The organism is Runella zeae DSM 19591 (genome assembly GCF_000423565.1).
In the GTDB taxonomy this organism is placed as follows: Bacteria; Bacteroidota; Bacteroidia; order Cytophagales; family Spirosomataceae; genus Runella; species Runella zeae.
Genome location: NZ_AUIF01000035.1, coordinates 53282 through 73379, shown reverse-complemented (window position 1 = coordinate 73379; position 20098 = coordinate 53282). Strand labels below are relative to the sequence as shown.

Annotated in this window: 17 protein-coding genes; 2 read left to right on the top strand and 15 right to left on the bottom strand. The window is 43.0% G+C overall.

Annotation, left to right across the window (positions count from 1 at the left end; translation table 11 throughout):
- Positions 1-37 precede the first annotated feature (37 nt).
- The 13 genes from G563_RS0110355 to G563_RS34290 all read right to left on the bottom strand — a co-directional run bounded on the left by G563_RS0110355 (position 38) and on the right by G563_RS34290 (position 12585).
- On the bottom strand, positions 38-601 hold the full coding sequence (locus G563_RS0110355) for a carboxymuconolactone decarboxylase family protein (RefSeq protein WP_028665255.1): 564 nt from the start codon (positions 599-601) through the stop codon (positions 38-40).
- A gap of 30 nt (positions 602-631) precedes the next feature.
- Positions 632-1183 carry a carboxymuconolactone decarboxylase family protein gene (locus G563_RS0110350; RefSeq protein WP_028665254.1) on the bottom strand — a complete coding sequence of 184 codons (552 nt, stop codon included), beginning with the start codon at positions 1181-1183 and terminating at the stop codon, positions 632-634.
- A gap of 42 nt (positions 1184-1225) precedes the next feature.
- Positions 1226-2485, bottom strand: coding sequence for an MFS transporter (locus G563_RS0110345; RefSeq protein ID WP_063828402.1), 1260 nt, complete (start codon positions 2483-2485; stop codon positions 1226-1228).
- Positions 2482-5274: a TonB-dependent receptor gene (locus tag G563_RS0110340; RefSeq protein ID WP_028665252.1), complete on the bottom strand. Its 2793-nt coding sequence runs from the start codon at positions 5272-5274 to the stop codon at positions 2482-2484. Before G563_RS0110340 ends, G563_RS0110345 begins: the two co-directional genes overlap by 4 nt.
- 61 nt (positions 5275-5335) lie before the next feature.
- Positions 5336-5893: a carboxymuconolactone decarboxylase family protein gene (locus tag G563_RS0110335; RefSeq protein WP_028665251.1), complete on the bottom strand. Its 558-nt coding sequence runs from the start codon at positions 5891-5893 to the stop codon at positions 5336-5338.
- Between the two features lie 78 nt (positions 5894-5971).
- On the bottom strand, positions 5972-6523 hold the full coding sequence (locus tag G563_RS34300; protein ID WP_157585222.1) for a hypothetical protein: 552 nt from the start codon (positions 6521-6523) through the stop codon (positions 5972-5974).
- Positions 6524-6532: 9 nt separating this feature from the next.
- Complete coding sequence (locus tag G563_RS36895; protein ID WP_051210888.1) at positions 6533-6979, bottom strand: DUF4440 domain-containing protein; 447 nt, start codon at positions 6977-6979, stop codon at positions 6533-6535.
- Between the two features lie 150 nt (positions 6980-7129).
- Positions 7130-8677, bottom strand: a complete 1548-nt coding sequence (locus tag G563_RS0110320) for a vanadium-dependent haloperoxidase (protein WP_028665250.1) — start codon at positions 8675-8677, stop codon at positions 7130-7132.
- A 19-nt stretch (positions 8678-8696) separates the two neighbouring features.
- Positions 8697-9593 carry a hypothetical protein gene (locus G563_RS0110315; RefSeq protein WP_028665249.1) on the bottom strand — a complete coding sequence of 299 codons (897 nt, stop codon included), beginning with the start codon at positions 9591-9593 and terminating at the stop codon, positions 8697-8699.
- Between the two features lie 66 nt (positions 9594-9659).
- Entirely contained in the window at positions 9660-10763 is a 1104-nt protein-coding gene (locus G563_RS0110310; protein ID WP_028665248.1) for a hypothetical protein, read from the bottom strand.
- Between the two features lie 96 nt (positions 10764-10859).
- Positions 10860-11096, bottom strand: a complete 237-nt coding sequence (locus G563_RS37990) for a hypothetical protein (protein WP_157585221.1) — start codon at positions 11094-11096, stop codon at positions 10860-10862.
- A 92-nt stretch (positions 11097-11188) separates the two neighbouring features.
- Positions 11189-11737, bottom strand: a complete 549-nt coding sequence (locus G563_RS0110305) for a hypothetical protein (RefSeq protein WP_028665247.1) — start codon at positions 11735-11737, stop codon at positions 11189-11191.
- 83 nt (positions 11738-11820) lie between these two features.
- Positions 11821-12585 carry a DUF2490 domain-containing protein gene (locus tag G563_RS34290; RefSeq protein WP_051210887.1) on the bottom strand — a complete coding sequence of 255 codons (765 nt, stop codon included), beginning with the start codon at positions 12583-12585 and terminating at the stop codon, positions 11821-11823.
- A 114-nt stretch (positions 12586-12699) separates the two neighbouring features.
- Here G563_RS34290 and G563_RS0110295 point away from each other — a divergent pair, with 114 nt between their 5' ends.
- Entirely contained in the window at positions 12700-13845 is a 1146-nt protein-coding gene (locus tag G563_RS0110295; RefSeq protein ID WP_028665246.1) for a glycosyltransferase, read from the top strand.
- Positions 13846-14104: 259 nt separating this feature from the next.
- Positions 14105-18460 carry a PAS domain S-box protein gene (locus G563_RS0110285; RefSeq protein ID WP_028665245.1) on the top strand — a complete coding sequence of 1452 codons (4356 nt, stop codon included), beginning with the start codon at positions 14105-14107 and terminating at the stop codon, positions 18458-18460.
- Between the two features lie 72 nt (positions 18461-18532).
- Here the strand turns inward: G563_RS0110285 and G563_RS0110280 are convergent, their stop codons facing one another.
- Together G563_RS0110280 and G563_RS0110275 are read right to left on the bottom strand one after the other, a co-directional pair.
- The gene (locus G563_RS0110280; RefSeq protein ID WP_028665244.1) at positions 18533-18949 is read right to left on the bottom strand and encodes a hypothetical protein; all 417 of its coding nucleotides are present in this window, start codon (positions 18947-18949) and stop codon (positions 18533-18535) included.
- 389 nt (positions 18950-19338) lie between these two features.
- The gene (locus G563_RS0110275; protein ID WP_028665243.1) at positions 19339-20031 is read right to left on the bottom strand and encodes a TapB family protein; all 693 of its coding nucleotides are present in this window, start codon (positions 20029-20031) and stop codon (positions 19339-19341) included.
- Between the last annotated feature and the right edge of the window lie 67 nt (positions 20032-20098).

The following is a 20098-nucleotide window of genomic DNA, read 5'->3' as shown; positions in this document are numbered from 1 at the left end:
CCAGCAACATACTGGGGCCTTTGTCCAGTCATTCAACCTATGATGTAACAGGCGCGTAGGGTGCAGATGCCGAATACCCATCGTTGGCAATCCGCAATGCGCGCAATCGGTACACATTTTCTTCTGTAGGGGCAGTGGTAGCCAGACCATCCACATAGCGATTAAACATACAAAAAGCCGCCGCAATCAAGACGGTGTCATGAATGTCTTTGTCGGTAGCACCTTGTTTTTTTGCCGCCTCTACTTGTTCAATAGTCACATTTTTACCTCCTTTTTGCACGCTCCCAGCGATTGAAAGCAAGGCCTTCATCTTATCAGAGAGGGTAGTTTGCTCAAAATCACATTTGACCGCTTTCACAAACGACCCATCTGCGTCGCCCAAATAATGACTAGCCACGGCACCATGAATGGTCTGGCAAAAAAAACAGTCATTTTCGGAGGATACATATGTCGCGATTAGCTCTCTTTCCCCTCTACTCAACCCTTCATCGGTTTGCAAAAGCGCATTGGCCAATGCATTCATCGGGGCGGCCGTTTCAGGGCTAAAATTCATGGGGCCTAATATGCCAGGCATCCCTTCGGGCAATGATATATGTGGCATTACTTTTTTATTTTTTAATTTTTTTAAAATCTACTTGATTGGTTTAGGAGGTACATAGCCCAAAGTGGCCATCCGTTTGCCCATTGGTTCATAGGCTTCAAGTCCTAGCGGTGTAACCGTAGCCAAGCCATCCACATAGCGATTGAACATACAAAAAGTGGCGGCAATCAAGACCGTATCATGAATTTGGCGGTCGGTAGCACCTACTAAGCGTGCATTAGCTACCAATTCGTCGGTTACGGTGCGGGCATCTTGCTGCACACACTTAGCAATCGCCAAAAGCGCCTTCATTTTTTTCGAAATCGGAGCTGTTTCATAATTTTCAATCACCGCATCTACCATCGATTTATCTTGATTAAACAAGTACCTCGCCGCTGCGGCATGACTACACGTACAGAAAGTACATTCGTTTTGAGAAGAAGTAAAAGTGGCGATAAGCTCTGCCTCGGCTTGACTAAATGACGATTCTGGTCCCCTTAAAAGAGCCTCTGCTAAAGCATATAAAGCAGCTCCCGTATCAGGACGATAAGCTGCTAAACTTCTAATACCAGCCAAACCTTCAGGAAGTGTAATATGTGGCATGTTTTTACAAAATTTGAATGTGTACGAGTTTACCTTAAACTTCTATTTATCAACCTTTTTACCGACAAATGCTGCTATCAAAGCCACCAAAAAGGCCACCGAAAAAGTCAACAGAGCATGGCTTAGTCCTCCAAAAAAAGCTACCATTGCCCCCACAAAAAATACGGAGGTCGCCGTAAAGAAACGTCCAATGTTGAAGCAAAAGCCAGCCGCAGTTGCTCTGATAACAGTCGGGAACAATTGCGGAATATAGCTCGAAAGAACCCCCTGACTTATCCCAAAAAACAAGGCTAAAAACGCCATTTCAAGATATACGATGGGGCTAAAAAGGGTATTGCTCAAAAACAACACAAATGACATACAAGCACAGCCCAAAAAAGCAAAAATGAGCGACTTTCGAGCCCCTATTGCTTTTACTAGAAAACCTGAAACTGCTCCTCCTACAATTCCCCCTATGCCCAGCAACATCATGGTCATCCCTCGCTCTTGCTGTCCAGTGTGCCCTGAGGGAAGCAAGGACTGTACCCAAGTCGGAATCCAAGAGAATATGCCCCACAACCCAATCAAAACAGACCCAAAAATAACAGTCCCCTTGAGAAGGTTGGGGCGATTGGTGGCATCCCACAAATTGGCAGTATTGCTATGATACCTTTCCTGAGCGCTTTTCCATGCCTCAGACTCAGGTAGCCACCTACTCATAGTCAAGGCAGTTAGAACAGGAATCACACCCACCCAAAAAGCATCTCGCCAATGCGCAAAGAGTATATTAATACCGCCACTAGTGACAATGCCAATCGGGAACGCCACTGCCAAAACCCCCAAAATAACGGGACGGGTACGTACAGGCCAGATTTCCGATAAATACACCGTCGAAATCAACAATACTCCGCCGATTCCCATTCCGGCCACAAATCGGCACCCTATCAGCATGTACCAATGAGAAACAAAGACTGTAAGTAAAGTGGCTATACCGTATAAGCCTGTAGCAAGAGTCAAGGATTTAACTCGCCCTATGCGGTCGCTCACTACGCCAAACATCAGCCCTCCTATACCCCATCCATACAAAAAAGCAGCACCAATATAGGCTCCAATTTCGCCCATATGCTCTTCAGTGATTTGCTTTTCTCCTAAAAGTTCAGGAATAGCCACTGGTAAATAAACCGACATGAGCGTGGCTACCGACCCTCCAAACAAATAGCTGAACATGCAAAGCACAAAAGCCAGATTTCTTAGTTTCTGACTACAAGCGTCGGTTGTGATTGAGGCCGAAACTTCAAGTCCTATGTTATTGGCTTTTATCATCTCAGTAGTTCGTCAAATGTCAAACTCACGTAATACAATCCACCCACCGCAGGCGAACCATAAGCCTGTACCACATAATTGTTTCCTAAGTTAGAAGCTCCTACCTTTACAAAGGATTTCAATTTGGGTAGTTTGTAAGAAACTTGAGCGTCAATCAGACTATAAGCGGGTACCAATCCTGGACGGTTTTCGGTAAAAGTGCCGTACCACAAAAACGATTCTTGCCAATGCCAAGCTACACTAAACCCAATTTTATCGGTCAAACGAGCATTGCTAAAAGTGACATTGGTTTTCCATTTGGGCGTATTAAAAGCTGGTACATTGTTGGGGTTAGCATCCAAGATGTTGAATTGTGCCCAAGTAGCATTAGCCCCCACACGATACCCACGTTCTAACAGTGCCGTAATGCCCGCACTCGCTCCATCGGTCGACACTTTGTCGGCCGCATTGGTATATAGCTGAAAAGTCTGACGAGTAGTTGTACTTAAAATTTCTTGGGCAGCAGCAGGGTTGATAGTACCATCCGCCAAAAGTACATTGGCGGTGTTTGGACGAATGACAACCTGATTAATCAAAAAATTGGTATACTTCCCATGATAATAACTAATATCAAACAACAACTTATTGTTCAATACGCCTTTGTAACCCACTTCAAAGGCCTGCATTTGTTCGGGGCGGATATAAGGCACATTTGATTTTACTAATTTGTCTTTATGCTTCGCTACTGCTTGAGGAAATGGCGTACCAGCCGCAGTTTCTTGACCAAAAGCCCCCCCAAATACTCCCACAGAAGCCGCCGTGAAAGAGTTTTCATAAGCATTAAGACCCACAGAATTAGAAGGAGCACCTCCCAATAGAATCAACGGCCCCACATTGAGCTTGATATACTGATCCACGACTGTGGGGTTACGAAATCCTGTTTGATAGCTTACCCTAAAATGATGATTCTCTGAGGGCGAAAAGACTGCTGAGGCTCGTGGCGTAAAATTACCAGCAAAACTCTGGTTTTTGTCGAATCGCCCCGAGACCGCTAATTTTAATTTTTCTTGCAAAAAAGCTTTAGATGCTTGTACAAAAGCCCCATACTCCTGTACCCGAACTTTATTGACTTTATCATCAAACAGCGTACCGTTGGTATTCATGTCATAGTAGCGCAAGTTACCGCCTACTTGTACACTTACCCACGAAAAATGAGGTGTAAAATCATATAACCCTTCTATATGATACATTTTACATAAACTCAGTACACCCGCTCCTTCAAGTCCATACAAATGACTGTATTTATCTTTGGCACTCTCAAAAGCCGCCGTACCGGGCTGTATTCGCCCTTCGTCGGCAAATGTCCGTGCTGCTTGGTGATTTTTAGCCGCAATACCGCTTATGGCTCCGTTGTAAGCCGCGCCATAACGCTCAAACCAAGTGGCATCAGCTTTACCTACTGCAACCACATTTCCATCTAAATCTTTGACCCATGTACGGTTGATAAACTGCCCCAACGAACGTGTATTGTAGGCATTTTGCGAATTTTCAGCTACCGAGTAAGCTCTTATAAAAAAATTAGCGCCTTTGAGTTCGACACGCTGCTGTATAAATCGAAAATCACGTAGCATATTTCGACTACTACTAGTGTAGTTGGCAGTACCTTGACTGAAATTAATCTGATAAATAGCCTCTATTTTGTCCGAAATCCGATAGTGGACTGCGCCGTTGGCTTTGAAGCTGTAAACATCATAGGTAGTTACGTCTTTTTCCAAATACCCCGTGCGCGATACACGCCCTATCCCAGGCAAGGTAGCCGCTACTTCATCACCGTAGATGTTAAGGCTATTTTTACCAGGATTCTCAACCCCTCTTTTTTCAACGGGAGTATTGGGATCAATATCGGTATAATCAGTAGCATACCAGTCGGTTCCTTTGATGTAAGAAGCATTGAGTTTAAAAGCTAACTTTTCAACGCCTGCCTGATTTTTGAAGGCTCTTGCATACCGAATCGCGGTTTCTAAAAAAGGTTTGGCTCCTCCGCCATTAGGATCATTGAGATGATTGACACCTACTTTTTGCTGAACAATAAGTCCTTGATAATCAAACGGATTCTTAGTTCTCGTCATCAACAATCCATTAAAAGCCGCTGGACCATACAAAGCCGAAGCAGCTCCAGGAATCAGCTCTACTGATTCTACATCCAAATCTGATACCCCAAAAAAACTCCCCGCCGGAAACCCTAATCCCGCCGATTGATTATCGACACCATCAGTAAGTTGTAAAAAACGGCTGTTGCCTATGCTGTTAAAACCACGCGTATTGACTTGTCGAAGTGTCAGCCCACTCGTCACCATATCTACACCTTTGAGGCTATTGAGAGACTCAAACATCGTGGCTGCCGGTGCATGTTGGATAGCTCTCGCATCCATTTTTTCGATGGTAACCGGTGTTTTCAGGCTGCTTTCTTCTACTCTCGAAGCCGAGACAATCACTTGGTTGAGTTCAGCAGCCCCCGTTTTGAGTGCAATGCTAATCGGTTGATTTTGAGTCGCAACAACTTCTTGACGTTCAAAACCCACCATTGAAATTAGTAAAGTAGATGGTAAAGTAGTAGTTAATTCAAAATCTCCTTTCGCATCTGTCACTGTTCCAATCACTTTTCCTTTGATAGCAACCGAGACCCCCACCAATGGCTGCTGAGTATCAGCATCCGTAATTCGCCCTATCAGTCGTGTGGTTTGCGCCTGAATTGTACGTACATTGTACAACAGAATGATACATACCCAAATAAGTATATGCTTTTTCATAATGAATAAAAGTCTTTGATATGCCTCCAAACGAGGCAATGAGTCATTTTAAAATACGTTCCTAGGAAGGATTTACAAAGCCTCCGGGTGGCCTTAAATAACCTCTTCCAACAATTCTCTCCCCCAAAGTCTGATAAAATGCCGGATCAGAAGGCGCGACGGTAGCAAGTCCATCCACGTATTTGTTATAAAGACAAAACAACGCCGCAATCAGCACCGTATCATGGATTTCGAGATCGGTGGCACCCGCTTTTTGTGCTCTTTCGATAGCCTCTTCTGATACCGCCTTCCCACTTTTTTGAGTGAGTGCCGCAATGTTGAGCAAAGCTTTCATTTTATCGGAAACGGGGGCTGATTCAAAATCCAGCTTGACAAGCCGAGCCGTTTCGGACTCGCCCAAAAGCAAATCAGCGGCCTTCGTGTGAGCTGCTTCGCAAAAGTTGGTGCAGTTTCGAGAAGACACAATCGTCGCGATCAGCTCTCTTTCGCCTTGGGTTAAAGAGGATTCGCCCCGCAACAAAATCTGCGTTAAATCACGAATCGGCATAGCCGTGTCCAAACGGTATTCGAGCAAGCCCGTAATACCGGGCAAATGCTCAGGTAGTGGTATGTGTGGCATACAACAAATAGTTGATTTATAAGTATTTCAATAAAAACCCTAGTTACTCTCATAAGATAGAGCAACTACTATAAACACCTAAAAATCAAGCCATTCGGGAGGAGGAGAAAAAAGGGGCAAAGCCCTTAAAAGAAGCGTAAAAGAAATACTAATCGATGGTGTAGTGTCGGGAAGCCATTCTACCCAAAAGAATACATGCAAACGCCTAAACGACACATATTCTTTGAGAAGATTTAAAGTTTTACTTTTAGAAGAATCAGGGCTGCTACCCTCATAATCTTTAATGTGATTATCAATGTGTTTGGCCAAGGCAAAAAAGTTTTTGCGCGCATAGTGATCAGGCTTACAACTAATGTAAAGGGTATCGTTAAGCATGATTTGCTCTACCATCTCAAAAAACTCTTCCCCTACTTGAATACTCCCTTGTACAGATTGAGGCGCCGTCCAATTTGTCTGATAAGGCAATACTACCGGCACTTTCACAGTGATATAATCTTCATTCACATTAGAATCAAACTGAATTTCTTGGTTATGCAAAGCCACATTTCCTCCCAACCAATAGACTATCGAATAGCCTACCATGTTGTAGAGCAACAAGCTAAATAGCAATATCGAAACCAGTCTTTTCAAGAATATAGTTTATTTTTTTTCGGGAAAAGCCGAAACATGTTGTTCAATAATAAGCCATTTGCCAGCCCGTTTTTCAAAAACGAACAGATAACGAACGGGCTTTTTTTCGCGTTGCCCTTCCGTTCCATTGACATCAAACACCCAAGAGCCCGAACACGTAGCCACATCACCAAAAACCCGAATTCGTTGGTCATTATTTAAGGTCGCTACTGGTTTTTTGGCAATGAGCGTTTGTAAAAAAGTTTTTCGCTCATCGGCTGTCAACGCTTGATTGATAAACGTCGGAAAAAAAACGGCATCGCTCGCATACTGAGCCATTACACCCTCTAAATCTCCTTTTACTAGGCCATTATGCCAGTTGGTAAGTTGTTGAGCAACTTCTTGCTTAGGGCCATCTTGAGCAAAAACAAAATGAATACTTCCTATTATTAAAAGTACCGAAAAGATAAACTTCATGAATTTAAATTGATTGTTACTGAAAGCTTGATTGCTCTGTGTTCAGGGTTGAGAAGATTTTATACCTTCCCAACCTTCTGAACATAGCTAAACAAACACTTATTTTATTAAAAATTATTTATGGATGACAAACAAAAAATACCAAGTATCTTACAAACCAGAGCCATCTGCTTTGCCACGTGCAATAGCATATTCGCCAATGACTTCACCATGTTTTAGCCCCATTTCACAATCTACCCGATAGTGAATCAGTCCATAAATACGAGACATAGATGCCTCTAAAGCTTGTGCATCAAACTTAGCTGCTTGCTCAGGAAATACATACCCTAGCACAGTAGCCGCCGCCGCCGAAAACGTAGAATGCCCCGATGTATAGGAAGGGAAATTGGGTAAACCTACGGATGTTTTCAAGCCAAACTGCTGAGGACGAGGCGTATAATAAAAATACTTAGCATCCCAGCAAGCGATTCCAGCGTCCATTTCGGCAGTACCGACAAGGGCTAACGTGCGCGCCATACGTACTTCGCTAAAGCGTGCTTCGTGGGCGGCGTTGGCAGCCGCGCGGTGCCAATGCCCCGGTGGCGTGTAGCTACCTGCCCCATCAGCCCAATAATTGGCAATACGGGCTTGTTCGCGGGTTTGTTTGTTTTGGATTTGTTTTAGCTCATCCATATCCTTTTGCCACTCGGCAGAGCCTACAATATACGGCACAGCTGGACGGATTTTAACCAGCGTAGCCTTGTCAAAATTCCAAGTTTGAACAGCGCCAAAATTGGGCAACATAGGCGGGCGCAAAGGAGCTTCTTGACTTATCCAAGGCTCCTTGATACCTCTCGTTTTGGCCGATTCTATCATAGCTGCCACCAATGTTTGGTTGTTGGAAGCACCCATGCCGTCGTTGCGGGCTTTACCCATTACTTTTGCCGCTACGGCATTTCCCAACGACGTTCCCGCCGTCAAATCGCTCGTGACATTCATACCAGCCCACTGACGGCTCGCCAAATGTTCTTTCATTTTTGCATCCAAATAAGGTACTTCGCCAGGAAACATGGCTTTTAAAATGGTGGCCGATGCCGCCGCAACCACGGCATCTTCTGAAGGATAAGTCGGTAAAGCTGAAACTGCTAACGCCACTGGAATACTCGTATCTACTTTTGAAGGAGCCGAGCGTTTGTACTTATATTTATAATGCCAAGCCGAAACTAGCGCATCATACTGAGCTACCGACAAATACGCCAGAGCCCGTGAGGCATAGGGAGGAGTGGCAAAAGGAAATTTAGGATCGGCCAACGGATTGGCAGCATCGGGCAAGGGGTATTTTCCCTCGGCATTCGAAGCAGGCGGGATGTTGTAGCGAGCGCAAAGCTCACGGGCGATTTCGTTCCAACGATACGCCGCTCCCGCTCCCCAATACACCACAGCTTCTTTTTGCTCTTGGCTTAAATTAGAAGCCAATCCTTTTAGGGCAGATAGCTCAGCGGTATATTCTGACGAGGTCACTGCCAAAGGTGCAGCTACTTCGATTTCATCACTCGAAGCCAAAACATAGGTTTTCCAAGTTCCGGCTTTTTCATCTACCGCAACAGGCGTATATCCTACTCTTTGGGGCTCTTCAAGGTCTTTGTTACAAGCTAATACTATCACCGCGAGCGTGAGGAAAGCAGTGCTATATTTTATAATAGTTGAATAGGGTTTCATCAGTTTGTCAAATTAAACGTTATTTTTTTAGGCCAAACATATAAAGTACTCCTACTGTATAGCTAGTACTTTGTCCCATATTGAGGCCATTTGTTACATAGCCTACACGCGCATTGACACCGAGCGCTTTAGGTTGAAACTTACCATACCATCCCACCATCGTAGCTTGCATATTATTGGTCGGGAAAGGCATATCGTTGCGGCGAATATTGTCGCCATTCACGCACGAATTGCGCTCTGCCCAGATTTCGGTCTGCCATTGTTTTTTCAAAATTCCCACTCTAGCACCCATATCATAGGCATTTGGTACCCGTACTTCGTTGGTATTATACACTTTATCATCAGCCTGATACGCATCTCTATCCACGTTGATATTGCTGCGCCACGTATAAGTACCATGAGCTGTAACATAGAATCCTGTTTTGGGATGGGTATAATTGGCCAACACGCGCCCTGAAGCAGTGCGACACTGTAACCCTATCGACATAGGCAAAAAATCTGGGACATACTTGCTAACAGGGATTGAAACTCCTACCAAACCATTGATTGAGAAGCCTTTCCAATCCACCGCTTTTACTTTGAGCCAGCCTCCCAAATCTTGAAAGCCTTTCTGCCCCATGAGATTCCCCGCGCTGGTTTTAGTCCATACATAGGGCAAACTCAAAATGACATTGAATCGATTCGTAATTCCTATTGCGGGCATTACCATGACGCTTTGGGTGGTATGCGTTCCGATATTTAGATTTTCACGCTTCAGGGTATTTTCCCAGTATTGTTTCCAACTACTGTGGGTGTACATCGTACCCACGCATACTACGCCTTTAGGCATATAAATAGCGTCGTTGGGCATCTGACTGTAGGCTGTACTGTAGCCCAACATAAGTGCTGATAGCACCCATCTATATAGATTTTTCATAGGTCATTTGAAATGTGTTTTTTTAGAATAAAGACATGATAAGCAAACTAACGCTCCTCATATACGTTAAAACCAACGACTGATGTTTATCGATACAGAATAGTCGGCAAAAGCAGCATCGCCATGACGAACCCCAAGCGGATCGAGGCGGTCAGAGTAGCTCTTGATACGATTACGATACAAAGCATAAGGTACATTGACCGCCGCCGAAAACTTGCCTTTCATATAAGCAATACCCGGCTCTACCGATACGATGTACCCTGGCCGACGGAAGCCTTTGCTCCCTCCAATGGCATCAATCGCCGGAACACCTTCTACGCGCCCCCCTAGCATAATAGCTAGGCCTTTACCAATACTTTGACTCAATCCTACACGGCCCGCAAATTGATCCGCTACGGAGAAGTACCCAGTCACTAAATCGATGGTAGTAGCTTCAGGGTTGCGAAGTACATTGTTGGTCTCTTTGGGATTGAATAAGTAATAGCCATTAAAATAAGCGGTCAAGGTTTTGGTGATTTGCCCATACCCTTGAAGTTCTAAACTTACGCCTACGCCTCCATCACCTAGTTGGATAGATTGATCTACAGGCTTATTGACCACATAATCCTGTTTTTCTTTGTTCAACTTATGAAAATCATCCCTTACGCCTGGGTTTCCGGTGGGCAATTTTATACCTGCTCCCAAGGCAAAATTAAACTTGGGAAGTTTGTAGGGATTGAGCATCCAATAAGTGGCCGTCAAACGGATATCTCCAATTCCTTTCGAATAAGTATGAAAACGTTTTTGGTCGGGATTGGCAGAGACTGCATTTCCATAATGCTCATACAAGGATGAGCGGTCGTTGTATTGAATCGGCAAATTGATACCAAAAGCTAGGCGGGCATTGGGCTGATAGCTAATCCCTAAATCTAAGGCATGAGATAAATTGATAACTTCTGTGTTTTGTTCTAGTCGCTCATGCTCTTCGACATCTCCTCTAAAATGCCGAAACGACCGAAAGTAGCGATAGCCCATACTGACCTGCCACTGTCCGTTTTTTTGTTTGAAATATTCGGAAGAAGTAAGCGCATTGGTAGCAGTACAGCTCATATGACGAACCGCCACACATCCTTGCGAAAATCCTTCATTGGCTAATAGTAGCCCTATCAAAGAGTAGATAATACGTTTCATTTAATAACAGCTTTGGGACTCATGTAGGGTATTCCGACGAGTCTGGGTTGAAAAATAGAATAATTTCAACCAAAGCTTGGATGCGAAAAACCGTTATTATTCAGCTTCAGAAAAATGAGGTATAGGTATACCACATCCCACTGGCGGAATTTCTTTTACCGCTAGGGTGGTCATCATATACTGGTTATCTTTCTCGCTTTTTAAGCGACAAGATTTTATTTCTGAGCAAATAGACGAGGATGTTGCTTTTTCTGTTTCATAAGCGTGGGTATCCCTAGAGATACAGACCACAACCAAGAATAGCAACAAAACCCCTAACAGTGTTTTCATCATTGTTAGCTTCGATTAATGATATTATATGCCCGTACTACTACAGACATAGCGTACCAATGAGAGTAGTTTTCAACTCCCAAATGGATATATCACTAAGCGACTTCGGGAGGAGGAGAGTGTAGAAGCTGGAAAAATTGTAGCAAAGAATCGTTGGGAGCGGCAAAAAAACGGGTAGAGAGCATTTGTATAGATGCTTCGGTAGGCCACTCAATCGACGAGTTAGGGAGATATACTTTTACCAAATCACTCAATAGCTTCACTACCTTTCCAAAAGGAGTATCGGTAGGGTCAGAGCTGGGATCAGCGATTTCTTGAATCATATTGGCAAGCTCAAAAAACCGATCACGGGCGTGTTGGTTAGTTTTGAGCGTTACATAGAGCGTATCATTCTCGTGGCGTTGATGGGTAATATTATAAAAATCATCCCCACTCCTAATCAACCCCTCTTGTCCATCAGCATTTTCCCATGCTTCATTGTAAGGAAGCGTAGGTAAGTGCATTTTTACGGTTTGCCATTTATCGTCTTCAGCGATAGGAGAAGCCGTTTGGAAGTCATTTTCAAAAAACAAAACTGCCACCGTCAGCCCAAACATATTGTAGAGCAACAGGATAAAAAGGCCGATAGCAGTTAATTTTTTCAAGAAAAACTTTAATTTTAATCCAAAGGTATTTAAAACTTTAAAATTCTACATTAAAATTTTAGACAATTTTCATGCCATAAGAATTACATATACCACCAATACTGCACGTCGTGCCAATGAATCGTATGATAAATATTGATTTGTAAGAGATTGAAAAATCGATAATCTTGCACTTTATTACGTACCAAGGCTTGAAAACAATATCCCAGTTCAACACGTGCTTTCCCCCCATTATAGCCCCCTCCTATATGCATCCAATTTTCTGACAATAGGGAGCCATTTCGCGAGCTTACGGGGCCATTGGTCGCCCCATTAAAATACAAAAAGGCTTCGTTAGAAGCTGACAAATAGAATCCTTTTTTTTGTTTGTCAGTGTCGTAAAGAGGGTAAGTTGCCCAAACTTGATAACGCCCAATGCTGGCTTCAGATACTACTTTCGTCTGTAAATTAATAGGTTGACGCCACTCATACCGGCCACGGTGGGTGATTATAAAGTTGCCTAATTTATGCTGGTAAATCGCTTGTCCAACCAACCGATGCTCGTTTTCACGAAGCCCAAAAATATTATGTCTTCCAAAAGCATAGCCTCCTCCTAAGCTCCATTTTTTATTGAGCTGATATACCAACAATCCATGCAAAAGAAAATGCGTATGTCCCGAGGGGAAAAACTTTTGTTCGACTGTTTGACTGACTGCATTAATAACCGAAGTCACATTAAAGTTATATGCCAATTTGCCTGTTAATTTTCCTGCCTGTGAATAACTAGGAGATACACCCAATAAAGTCACATTTTGAGCCTGTATTTGCCAAAAAATAAATAAAAAAGCGATTGGTAGTAGCTTTCGCATATCGATTAATGGAGAAAGGGAAATGTATAATAAGCCTATGTCAAATAATGTGCCAAATTATTTAGTGCAGCCTCCTCTATTGTGTAATATGCTTCAATGTGGTTATTTTGCCGCATGAAAATCCTAAATATTTGTGCCTACACTTGGGCGATTGGTGGGCCAGCTCGTATCATTTATGATCATACTACGGTGGTTTTGAAACTAGGTCACGAAGTGGACATATTGAGTCCGGCCTCACCTGACGACAAAATTTACCCTGCCCCTGACGGCGCCCGGGTAATTGTATGTAAGCGTACGACTCCCATTAGTCGTTTTTTTCCTGAATTTTCGTTGGAATTATGGGATTTTCTAAAAAAACACATCCATGAATATGACGTAGTGCATTGTCATGGCATTTGGCATTTTGGGAGTGTGGCTCCGTTTTTGTTCAAAAACACTACACCCAAAGCCATCACCATTCATGGCTTGCTTGACCATTGGGCACTCCATCACGGATATTGGAAAAAGAAAATTTTCTCTGCTTTATTTCAAAAACGATTTCTCAAAAAAGCAAACCTCATCCAAATCAACAACCACGATGAGCTAAACGACTTACGCCAATATTTGGGTTTTCAGCATCCCAATGTCGCTATCATTCCTAATGGTATGCAGCTAGATGAGCTTGCCAATCTCCCGCCCAAAGGCTCTTTTAGAGAAAAATTTGGCTTGCCTACCGACAAAAAAATCGTTTTGTTTATGGGACGCCTCAACATCAAAAAAGGACTTGATTTGCTACTGCCGGCTTTTCAAAAATATGCCCAACAATACGATGATGCCATCCTTGTTTTGGCAGGGCCAGATGACGGGTACCAAGCACTTACGGAGCGGTTCATTAGCGACCATCATCTAGCTCATAAAATGATAATGGTAGGAATGCTCACTGGTGAACTCAAAAAAGCCGCCTTAGCCGATGCTGATATTTTTGCTTTAACTTCTTATTCGGAAGGCTTTTCGATTGCGGCTTTAGAAGCCATGACTGCGGGCGTCCCTGCCCTTGTTTCCAATCGCATCGGCTTCGATGGCACCGTTGCTCAGCATCAGGCTGCCCATGAAGTACCTCTTACCGTAGAAGGTGTCTTAGGAGGATTAGTACAAATGCTTCAAAATCCTTCTTACTGCGATAAACTCAAAAAAAACGCAAAAAAGATGGTGTGGAAATTGTATGACATTGAGATAGTAGCGGGCAATTTGGTCAAAGAATTTGCTAAGATCCAAAGCTAAATTTGGCCTTTTATGAATGCAAACAAAAGCACTTGGTCATATCAAGTGCTTTTGTTTGCATTCCCCGGCACACCTAAAAGTATTTACGTGCTGATTATCAATCATTTACACAAACCACAAGAAAACCATCGCTTCGCAACTTTTCATTTTTTTAGAATGTTATTACCTTTATAGTATATAAAGCTATCTCTAAACATACCCAGACCATCTTTAATAGCCTGTTGATTACACCTAACTGTTGAGATTATTTTCCAAATAAATGAAAAATCGCCCTTTAGTACGCAACGAAAAGGATAGACTTAAAGCGCTCAAATACTATCAGATATTAGATACGCTACCCGAAGAAGATTTTGACCGCCTTACCGAACTCGCTTCTCTGATATGCGGCACATCCATGTCACTTGTTTCGCTGATTGATGAAGACAGGCAATGGTTTAAGTCTAGAGTAGGACTCAATCAGGAGGAAACATCTCGCAGCCTTGCCTTCTGTCATCATGCCATTCAGGATAGTTCCATTTTTCAAATCGAAGATGCTACCCAAGACCCTCGTTTTAAAGAAAATACGCTTGTTACTTCCGATCCCAATATTCGATTTTATGCCGGTTATCCGCTGATTGACCCCAACGGATACGCTTTAGGGACATTATGCGTTTTGGATGATACCCCTAGTAAGCTCACCGATTCTCAACAACGAGCCCTAGAACTACTCGGGGAAGTAGCGATTTCTTTGATTGTCGAACGTCGACAAAAAGAGGAGCAAAGGCATTTTGAACAACTCTTTGATTCTTCCAATGATTTGATATGCATAGCTGGCACCGACGGCTACTTCAAGAGAATTAACCCTGCTTTCACGGCAGTTTTGGGATGGGATGAAGCAACACTTTTGCATACTTCTTTTTTCGAACTCATTCATCCTGAGGATGTTGAAAAAAGCCAACTAGAAATCGCTAAACTAGCATCAGGCGCTAATACAATCAATTTTACGCATCGCTTTGGTACCAAAGATGGGCACTACAAATACCTACAATGGACCGCTTCGCCTGAGCCTGCCACGGGGAGTATATTTGCGATTGCGAGAGACATATCCACTGAAAAAGAAAAAGAGCTTAAACTCAAAATCAGCGAAGATAGACTAAGAGCCTTTTTTGAAAACTCTCAGGGCTTGATGTGCACCCATGATATGCATGGAAACTTCCTCACTGTCAACGAAGCCGGCGCAACTATTTTGGGATATACCGCCGAAGAAGTAACCCACATGAGCTTGTTTGATATTGTTCCGGTACCATTGCATGGTGGCCTCAGAGCCTACTTGTCCGAAATCAAACAAAAAGGAAAGTCAAGTGGTCTCATGCATACCCTGCACCGTGATGGCTCACCGCGTATCTGGATGTTTAACAATATCCGTGAAAAAAGCTTAGAGGGAGAGGATTATGTAATCGGAAATGCCCTAGATATTACGACGCGACATCAGTTAGAAAACGATTTAAAACAAACAAAAGAACTGCTCGAACAAACCAACCAAATCGCGAGTGTGGGCGGCTGGGAAGTAGACTTGGTAAATAACAAGGTAATTTGGACGGCAGTTACCAAAGAAATTCATGAAGTACCCGCCGACTTCGAGCCTGATTTAGAGACAGGAATCAATTTTTATAAAGAAGGTAAAAGTCGAAAAGCCATTCAAGAGGCTATCAAAAAAGGAATTGAAACTGGTAAACCTTGGAGCATAGAACTACAAATCGTAACAGCCAAAGGCAACGAACGATGGGTAAGAGCCCTTGGCAATGCTCAACTCGTGAATGGTAAATGCCGCAGGCTTTATGGTACTTTTCAAGATATTGATGCCCAAAAGAAAGCGCAACTCGAAACCGAACGCTCCCGAAAACTTCTAAACGACGTATTACAGTCTGCTTCGGAAGTAGCTATCATCGCCACCGACGCACACGGCATTATTACGGTTTTCAATAGTGGTGCCGAACGAATGCTCGGCTACTCCGCTGAAGAATTAATTGGCAAAACTACTTCTATTCTCATGCCGAATGTGGTAGAGTTGTCTCAAAGAGCCGACGAACTTTCGCAACAATACCATACTCCTATCGGAGGCTTCAAAACTTTTATTCACAAAGCTTTCATCGACGGTTCCGAACAACGAGAATGGACTTATATCCGAAAAGATGGTTCTCAAATAACGGTATCGATGGTAGTGACTCCTATACGAGACACCGAAAACAAAATCATTGGGTTTTTGGGCATTGCCACCGACATTTCGGAACAGAAAAAAACACAGCAAGCGCTCACCATTGAAAAAGCCCGTTTGATGGCGTTTGTGGAGCACGCCCCCGCCGCCGTGGCTATGTTTGATCAAAACATCCGCTATATCGCTGTCAGCCACCGCTGGATGGAAGAATACCGACTGGGCAATCAAAACATCATTGGATTGTCTCATTATGAGGTATTTCCCAATCTTTCACAAGAGTGGAAAGATATCCATGCGCGCTGTTTGCAAGGAGCCATCGAAAAAAATGAAGAAGATAGGTGGCGCCCCGATGGCTGGCCACATGACCAATTCCTTAAGTGGGAGGTGAGACCGTGGTATCAGTTTGATGGAAGTATTGGGGGGATTATGATGTTTACACAAGACATTACTGAAATTTGTCTCCAACGTGAAGAATTAAAAAAAGCCAAACTTCAAGCCGAACAAGCAAGTGTGGCCAAATCAGAATTTTTGGCAAATATGAGCCACGAAATTCGAACACCTCTTAATGGTGTTATTGGATTTACGGATTTGGTACTAAAAACCACTCTCAACGAGACTCAACAACAATACCTCAATATCGTCAATCAATCGGCCAACGCTCTCTTGACAATTATCAACGATATTTTGGATTTCTCAAAAATAGAAGCTGGTAAGCTTGAGCTAGATATTGCCAAATGTGACTTATTTGAGCTAGGAAGCCAAACAGCCGACATCATCACCTACCAAGCCCAAAGCAAAGGACTTGAGATGCTTCTCAATATTTCGTTGGATTTGCCCCGGTTTGTCTGGACCGATACCGTACGCCTCAAACAAGTGCTGGTCAACCTCCTCGGCAACGCGGTCAAATTTACCGAAACGGGTGAAATCGAACTCAAAATTGAAGCACTTTCAGACATCCTTCAAGATGAAGTCACTTTCCGTTTTGAAGTACGAGATACGGGGATTGGTATCAAGCCCGAAAAACAAGACAAAATATTTGAAGCCTTTTCACAAGAAGATGTATCTACTACCAAACGCTACGGAGGCACGGGGCTTGGACTGACGATTTCCAACAAATTGTTGGGACTTATGAATAGTAAACTCCAGCTACGTAGCACTCCTGGTCAAGGTAGCACCTTCTTTTTTGATTTGACTCTCAAAGCCGAAAAAGGCGGCTCTATCAATTGGGAAAATATTGATCTCATCAAGAATGTGTTAATTGTTGACGACAACGACAACAACCGAGTGATTTTGAGACAAATGCTCCTGCTCAAACAAATAGTCTCCGAAGAAGCACGAAACGGCTTTGAGGCTCTACAATTACTCGCCCAAGGCCGCCGCTATGACGTGATTATGATGGATTATCATATGCCCTATATGGATGGGCTTGAGACTATCAAAAAAATCAGAGACAGTTTTTTTGAAACCCACGAAGAGCAGCCTATCATTTTGCTGCATAGCTCCTCCGATGATGGCACTATCATCAAAGGCTGTGAAGAACTGATGGTGAACCAACGACTGGTGAAACCCATCAAAATGCAAGAAATGTATAATACCCTTTCACGTTTGTTCAAAAAAACAAAAGAGGCTCAACTTACTCTTCCTCCCCAAACTACCCCTGAAGAATCAAGTGCCCTGCGTGTATTGATTGCAGAAGACAACCCTGTCAATATGCTTCTGGCCAAAACCATCATCAAGCGAGTATCTCCCCAATCCACTATCTTTGAGGCAATTAATGGACACCAAGCAGTGCAAGTTTGCGAGACAAAACTACCCGACATTATTTTCATGGATATCCAAATGCCCCAAATGAATGGCTACGAGGCTACTGCCAAGATTCGTACCCTCACGCCTGGCGTTCATATTCCGATCATCGCTCTTACGGCCGGAAATCTCAAAGGAGAAAAAGAAAAATGTATGGAGGCAGGCATGGATGATTTCATCACCAAGCCCTTTGTTGAGGAGACGATTGTAAAGCTTTTTGGCAAATGGTTTCAGAAAGAAATTCCGAGTGAAGGGGAACAATCAATCGACGAATCGCAGCATTTCAATCCCTCTCAACTGACAATGCTAGTGGGAGAAGACGAAGATTTGATGAGTGAGTTTTTGACCCTCACCCTCCATGAACTTGAGTTAGCGACCGCTAAACTACAAACAATCATTGATACCCAAGATACAACCACCGCCAACGCCGTTGGCCACAAACTGTACGGCACTTGTTCTACCGCAGGTTTTCTCAAATTGGCCGAACTTGCCAAGCAAATTGAATCTTGGAAAGAGTCTGAATCAAAAAGTCTTGACAAGTTCATTCAACAAGCCCTAGACGAAATCACCGTGGTAACGAATATAGTTAACAAACGTTTGAGCTACCAAAAAAATTAAATGAAATTGCTAAAGCGGAGTTAACCGCAGATAACGGTTAATTCCGCTTTAGCAATTAATATACCTTCGGAGCTATTCGTGGAGGATTCCTTGGAGGCCTAATTCTTCAATATCTACGAGATTTTGCTCAACTATGCTGTCTGGAACAAAAACAAACTTTTTATCAAAAACCTGATTTCCAACAAAATAGCTAACCCAGTATTCGTTGTTTAAGTGAAATACCCCTGACATGATAGGCTCTATAATTACGGATTGAGAAGGGAGAACTTCCGCAAAAAAATGACGCAAAGTAGAGGTACGTTCTTGTTCGTCTCTGGTTTTGGCATCATCGCCCGAGTACCCCCGCGAAGTCACAAATACGTTTGTGATAGGAGCATCGTTACGGTTGATAAGGTATACGTGCCATTCGGTTTGATTGACTTCATTGAGGCGACGAGCAATAGTGACATATACACCCGAAACGGGCGAAAATGAAATATCTTTTTTCATAGATGAGGTTACTTATGTTTAATCTTGGTGGGTTCTGAACTTTCCTATTCTCAACATTTCCCGCTGATTATGTTTTTACTCGGCAAGTTCTGTAAACCAATTTTGACTAATTAGAATCCTCAAAAATAATAAGTTCGGCGCTTTTTGTCGCTTTTTATATGAAATAATCACCCATGTAGGGCGACTATTTCACGACCTTGTATTGTCCTAAATCAATGGAGTATTCAGGGGGGTAAAGTGTGTAGGACATTATTTTTCTGCTTTAAAACTAACTGATTTTTAGGCAGATAACTAGGCAGGTCAATATCTGTAAAAAGAGGTAAGTAGTATTCTATTCCTATCAAAAAATTATAATGGGCTGCAAGCCAGCAAAAATACGAGCAGGCGTATCATGGTTTTTCCAGTTTTGTTAGTACCAAAGAGGATATTTTTTTCCCTTTTTCGTCATATTGCTCCGACTTTACTACACCTATGCCTTTGGCCATATACTCAGTTGTTTTGGTACTATGTTTGCCCATCAATTTGGCTAGCGTGTTAAAAGTGATTTTAGCACACTCAAATTTTCCTGCGGGTGTTTCGACTGTTTCAAAACCTTGTACGGTACGGTCTGTGATTGTGACGGTCATGTTTAGAAGGGTCATGCCTCCTTTCATGCCAGATTTTACGGTCACCACTGCATCTTTCAGTTTTTGACCTACTTTAAGGTCATTGGGATAAATAAGCTGATCACCCGTCACATTGACTTCAATATCCGCTGATTTGGGAAGCATTTCTGAGCCGATATTACGTACATCCGAATAAAACTCCCCATTTACGCACTTTCCACTTACATCCCCTTTAGCGAGCAACTTCCCTTTGCCGTCGTAGGTTTGGTTTGAAAAAGACAGCGCTATTCCTCCATTGACGGGTTTATAGTCCACCACTTCGTACTTTAAGGTTGCCGCAGGTTTGTCTTTTTTGTCATAACTTACTAGTTCCATTTTCAATCCTTTTTGGAGGGCAAAATAGCCACTACATTCTTGGGCAGCCGCTCCGAAGCTCCAAAGTAGCACCATACATCCTATAAAAATCTTGGTTTTCATGAGTTAAAAACGTTTTTTGAACATAGATTTCCCTTTCAGCGTCTTAAACGCTGTCAAAAACACCACT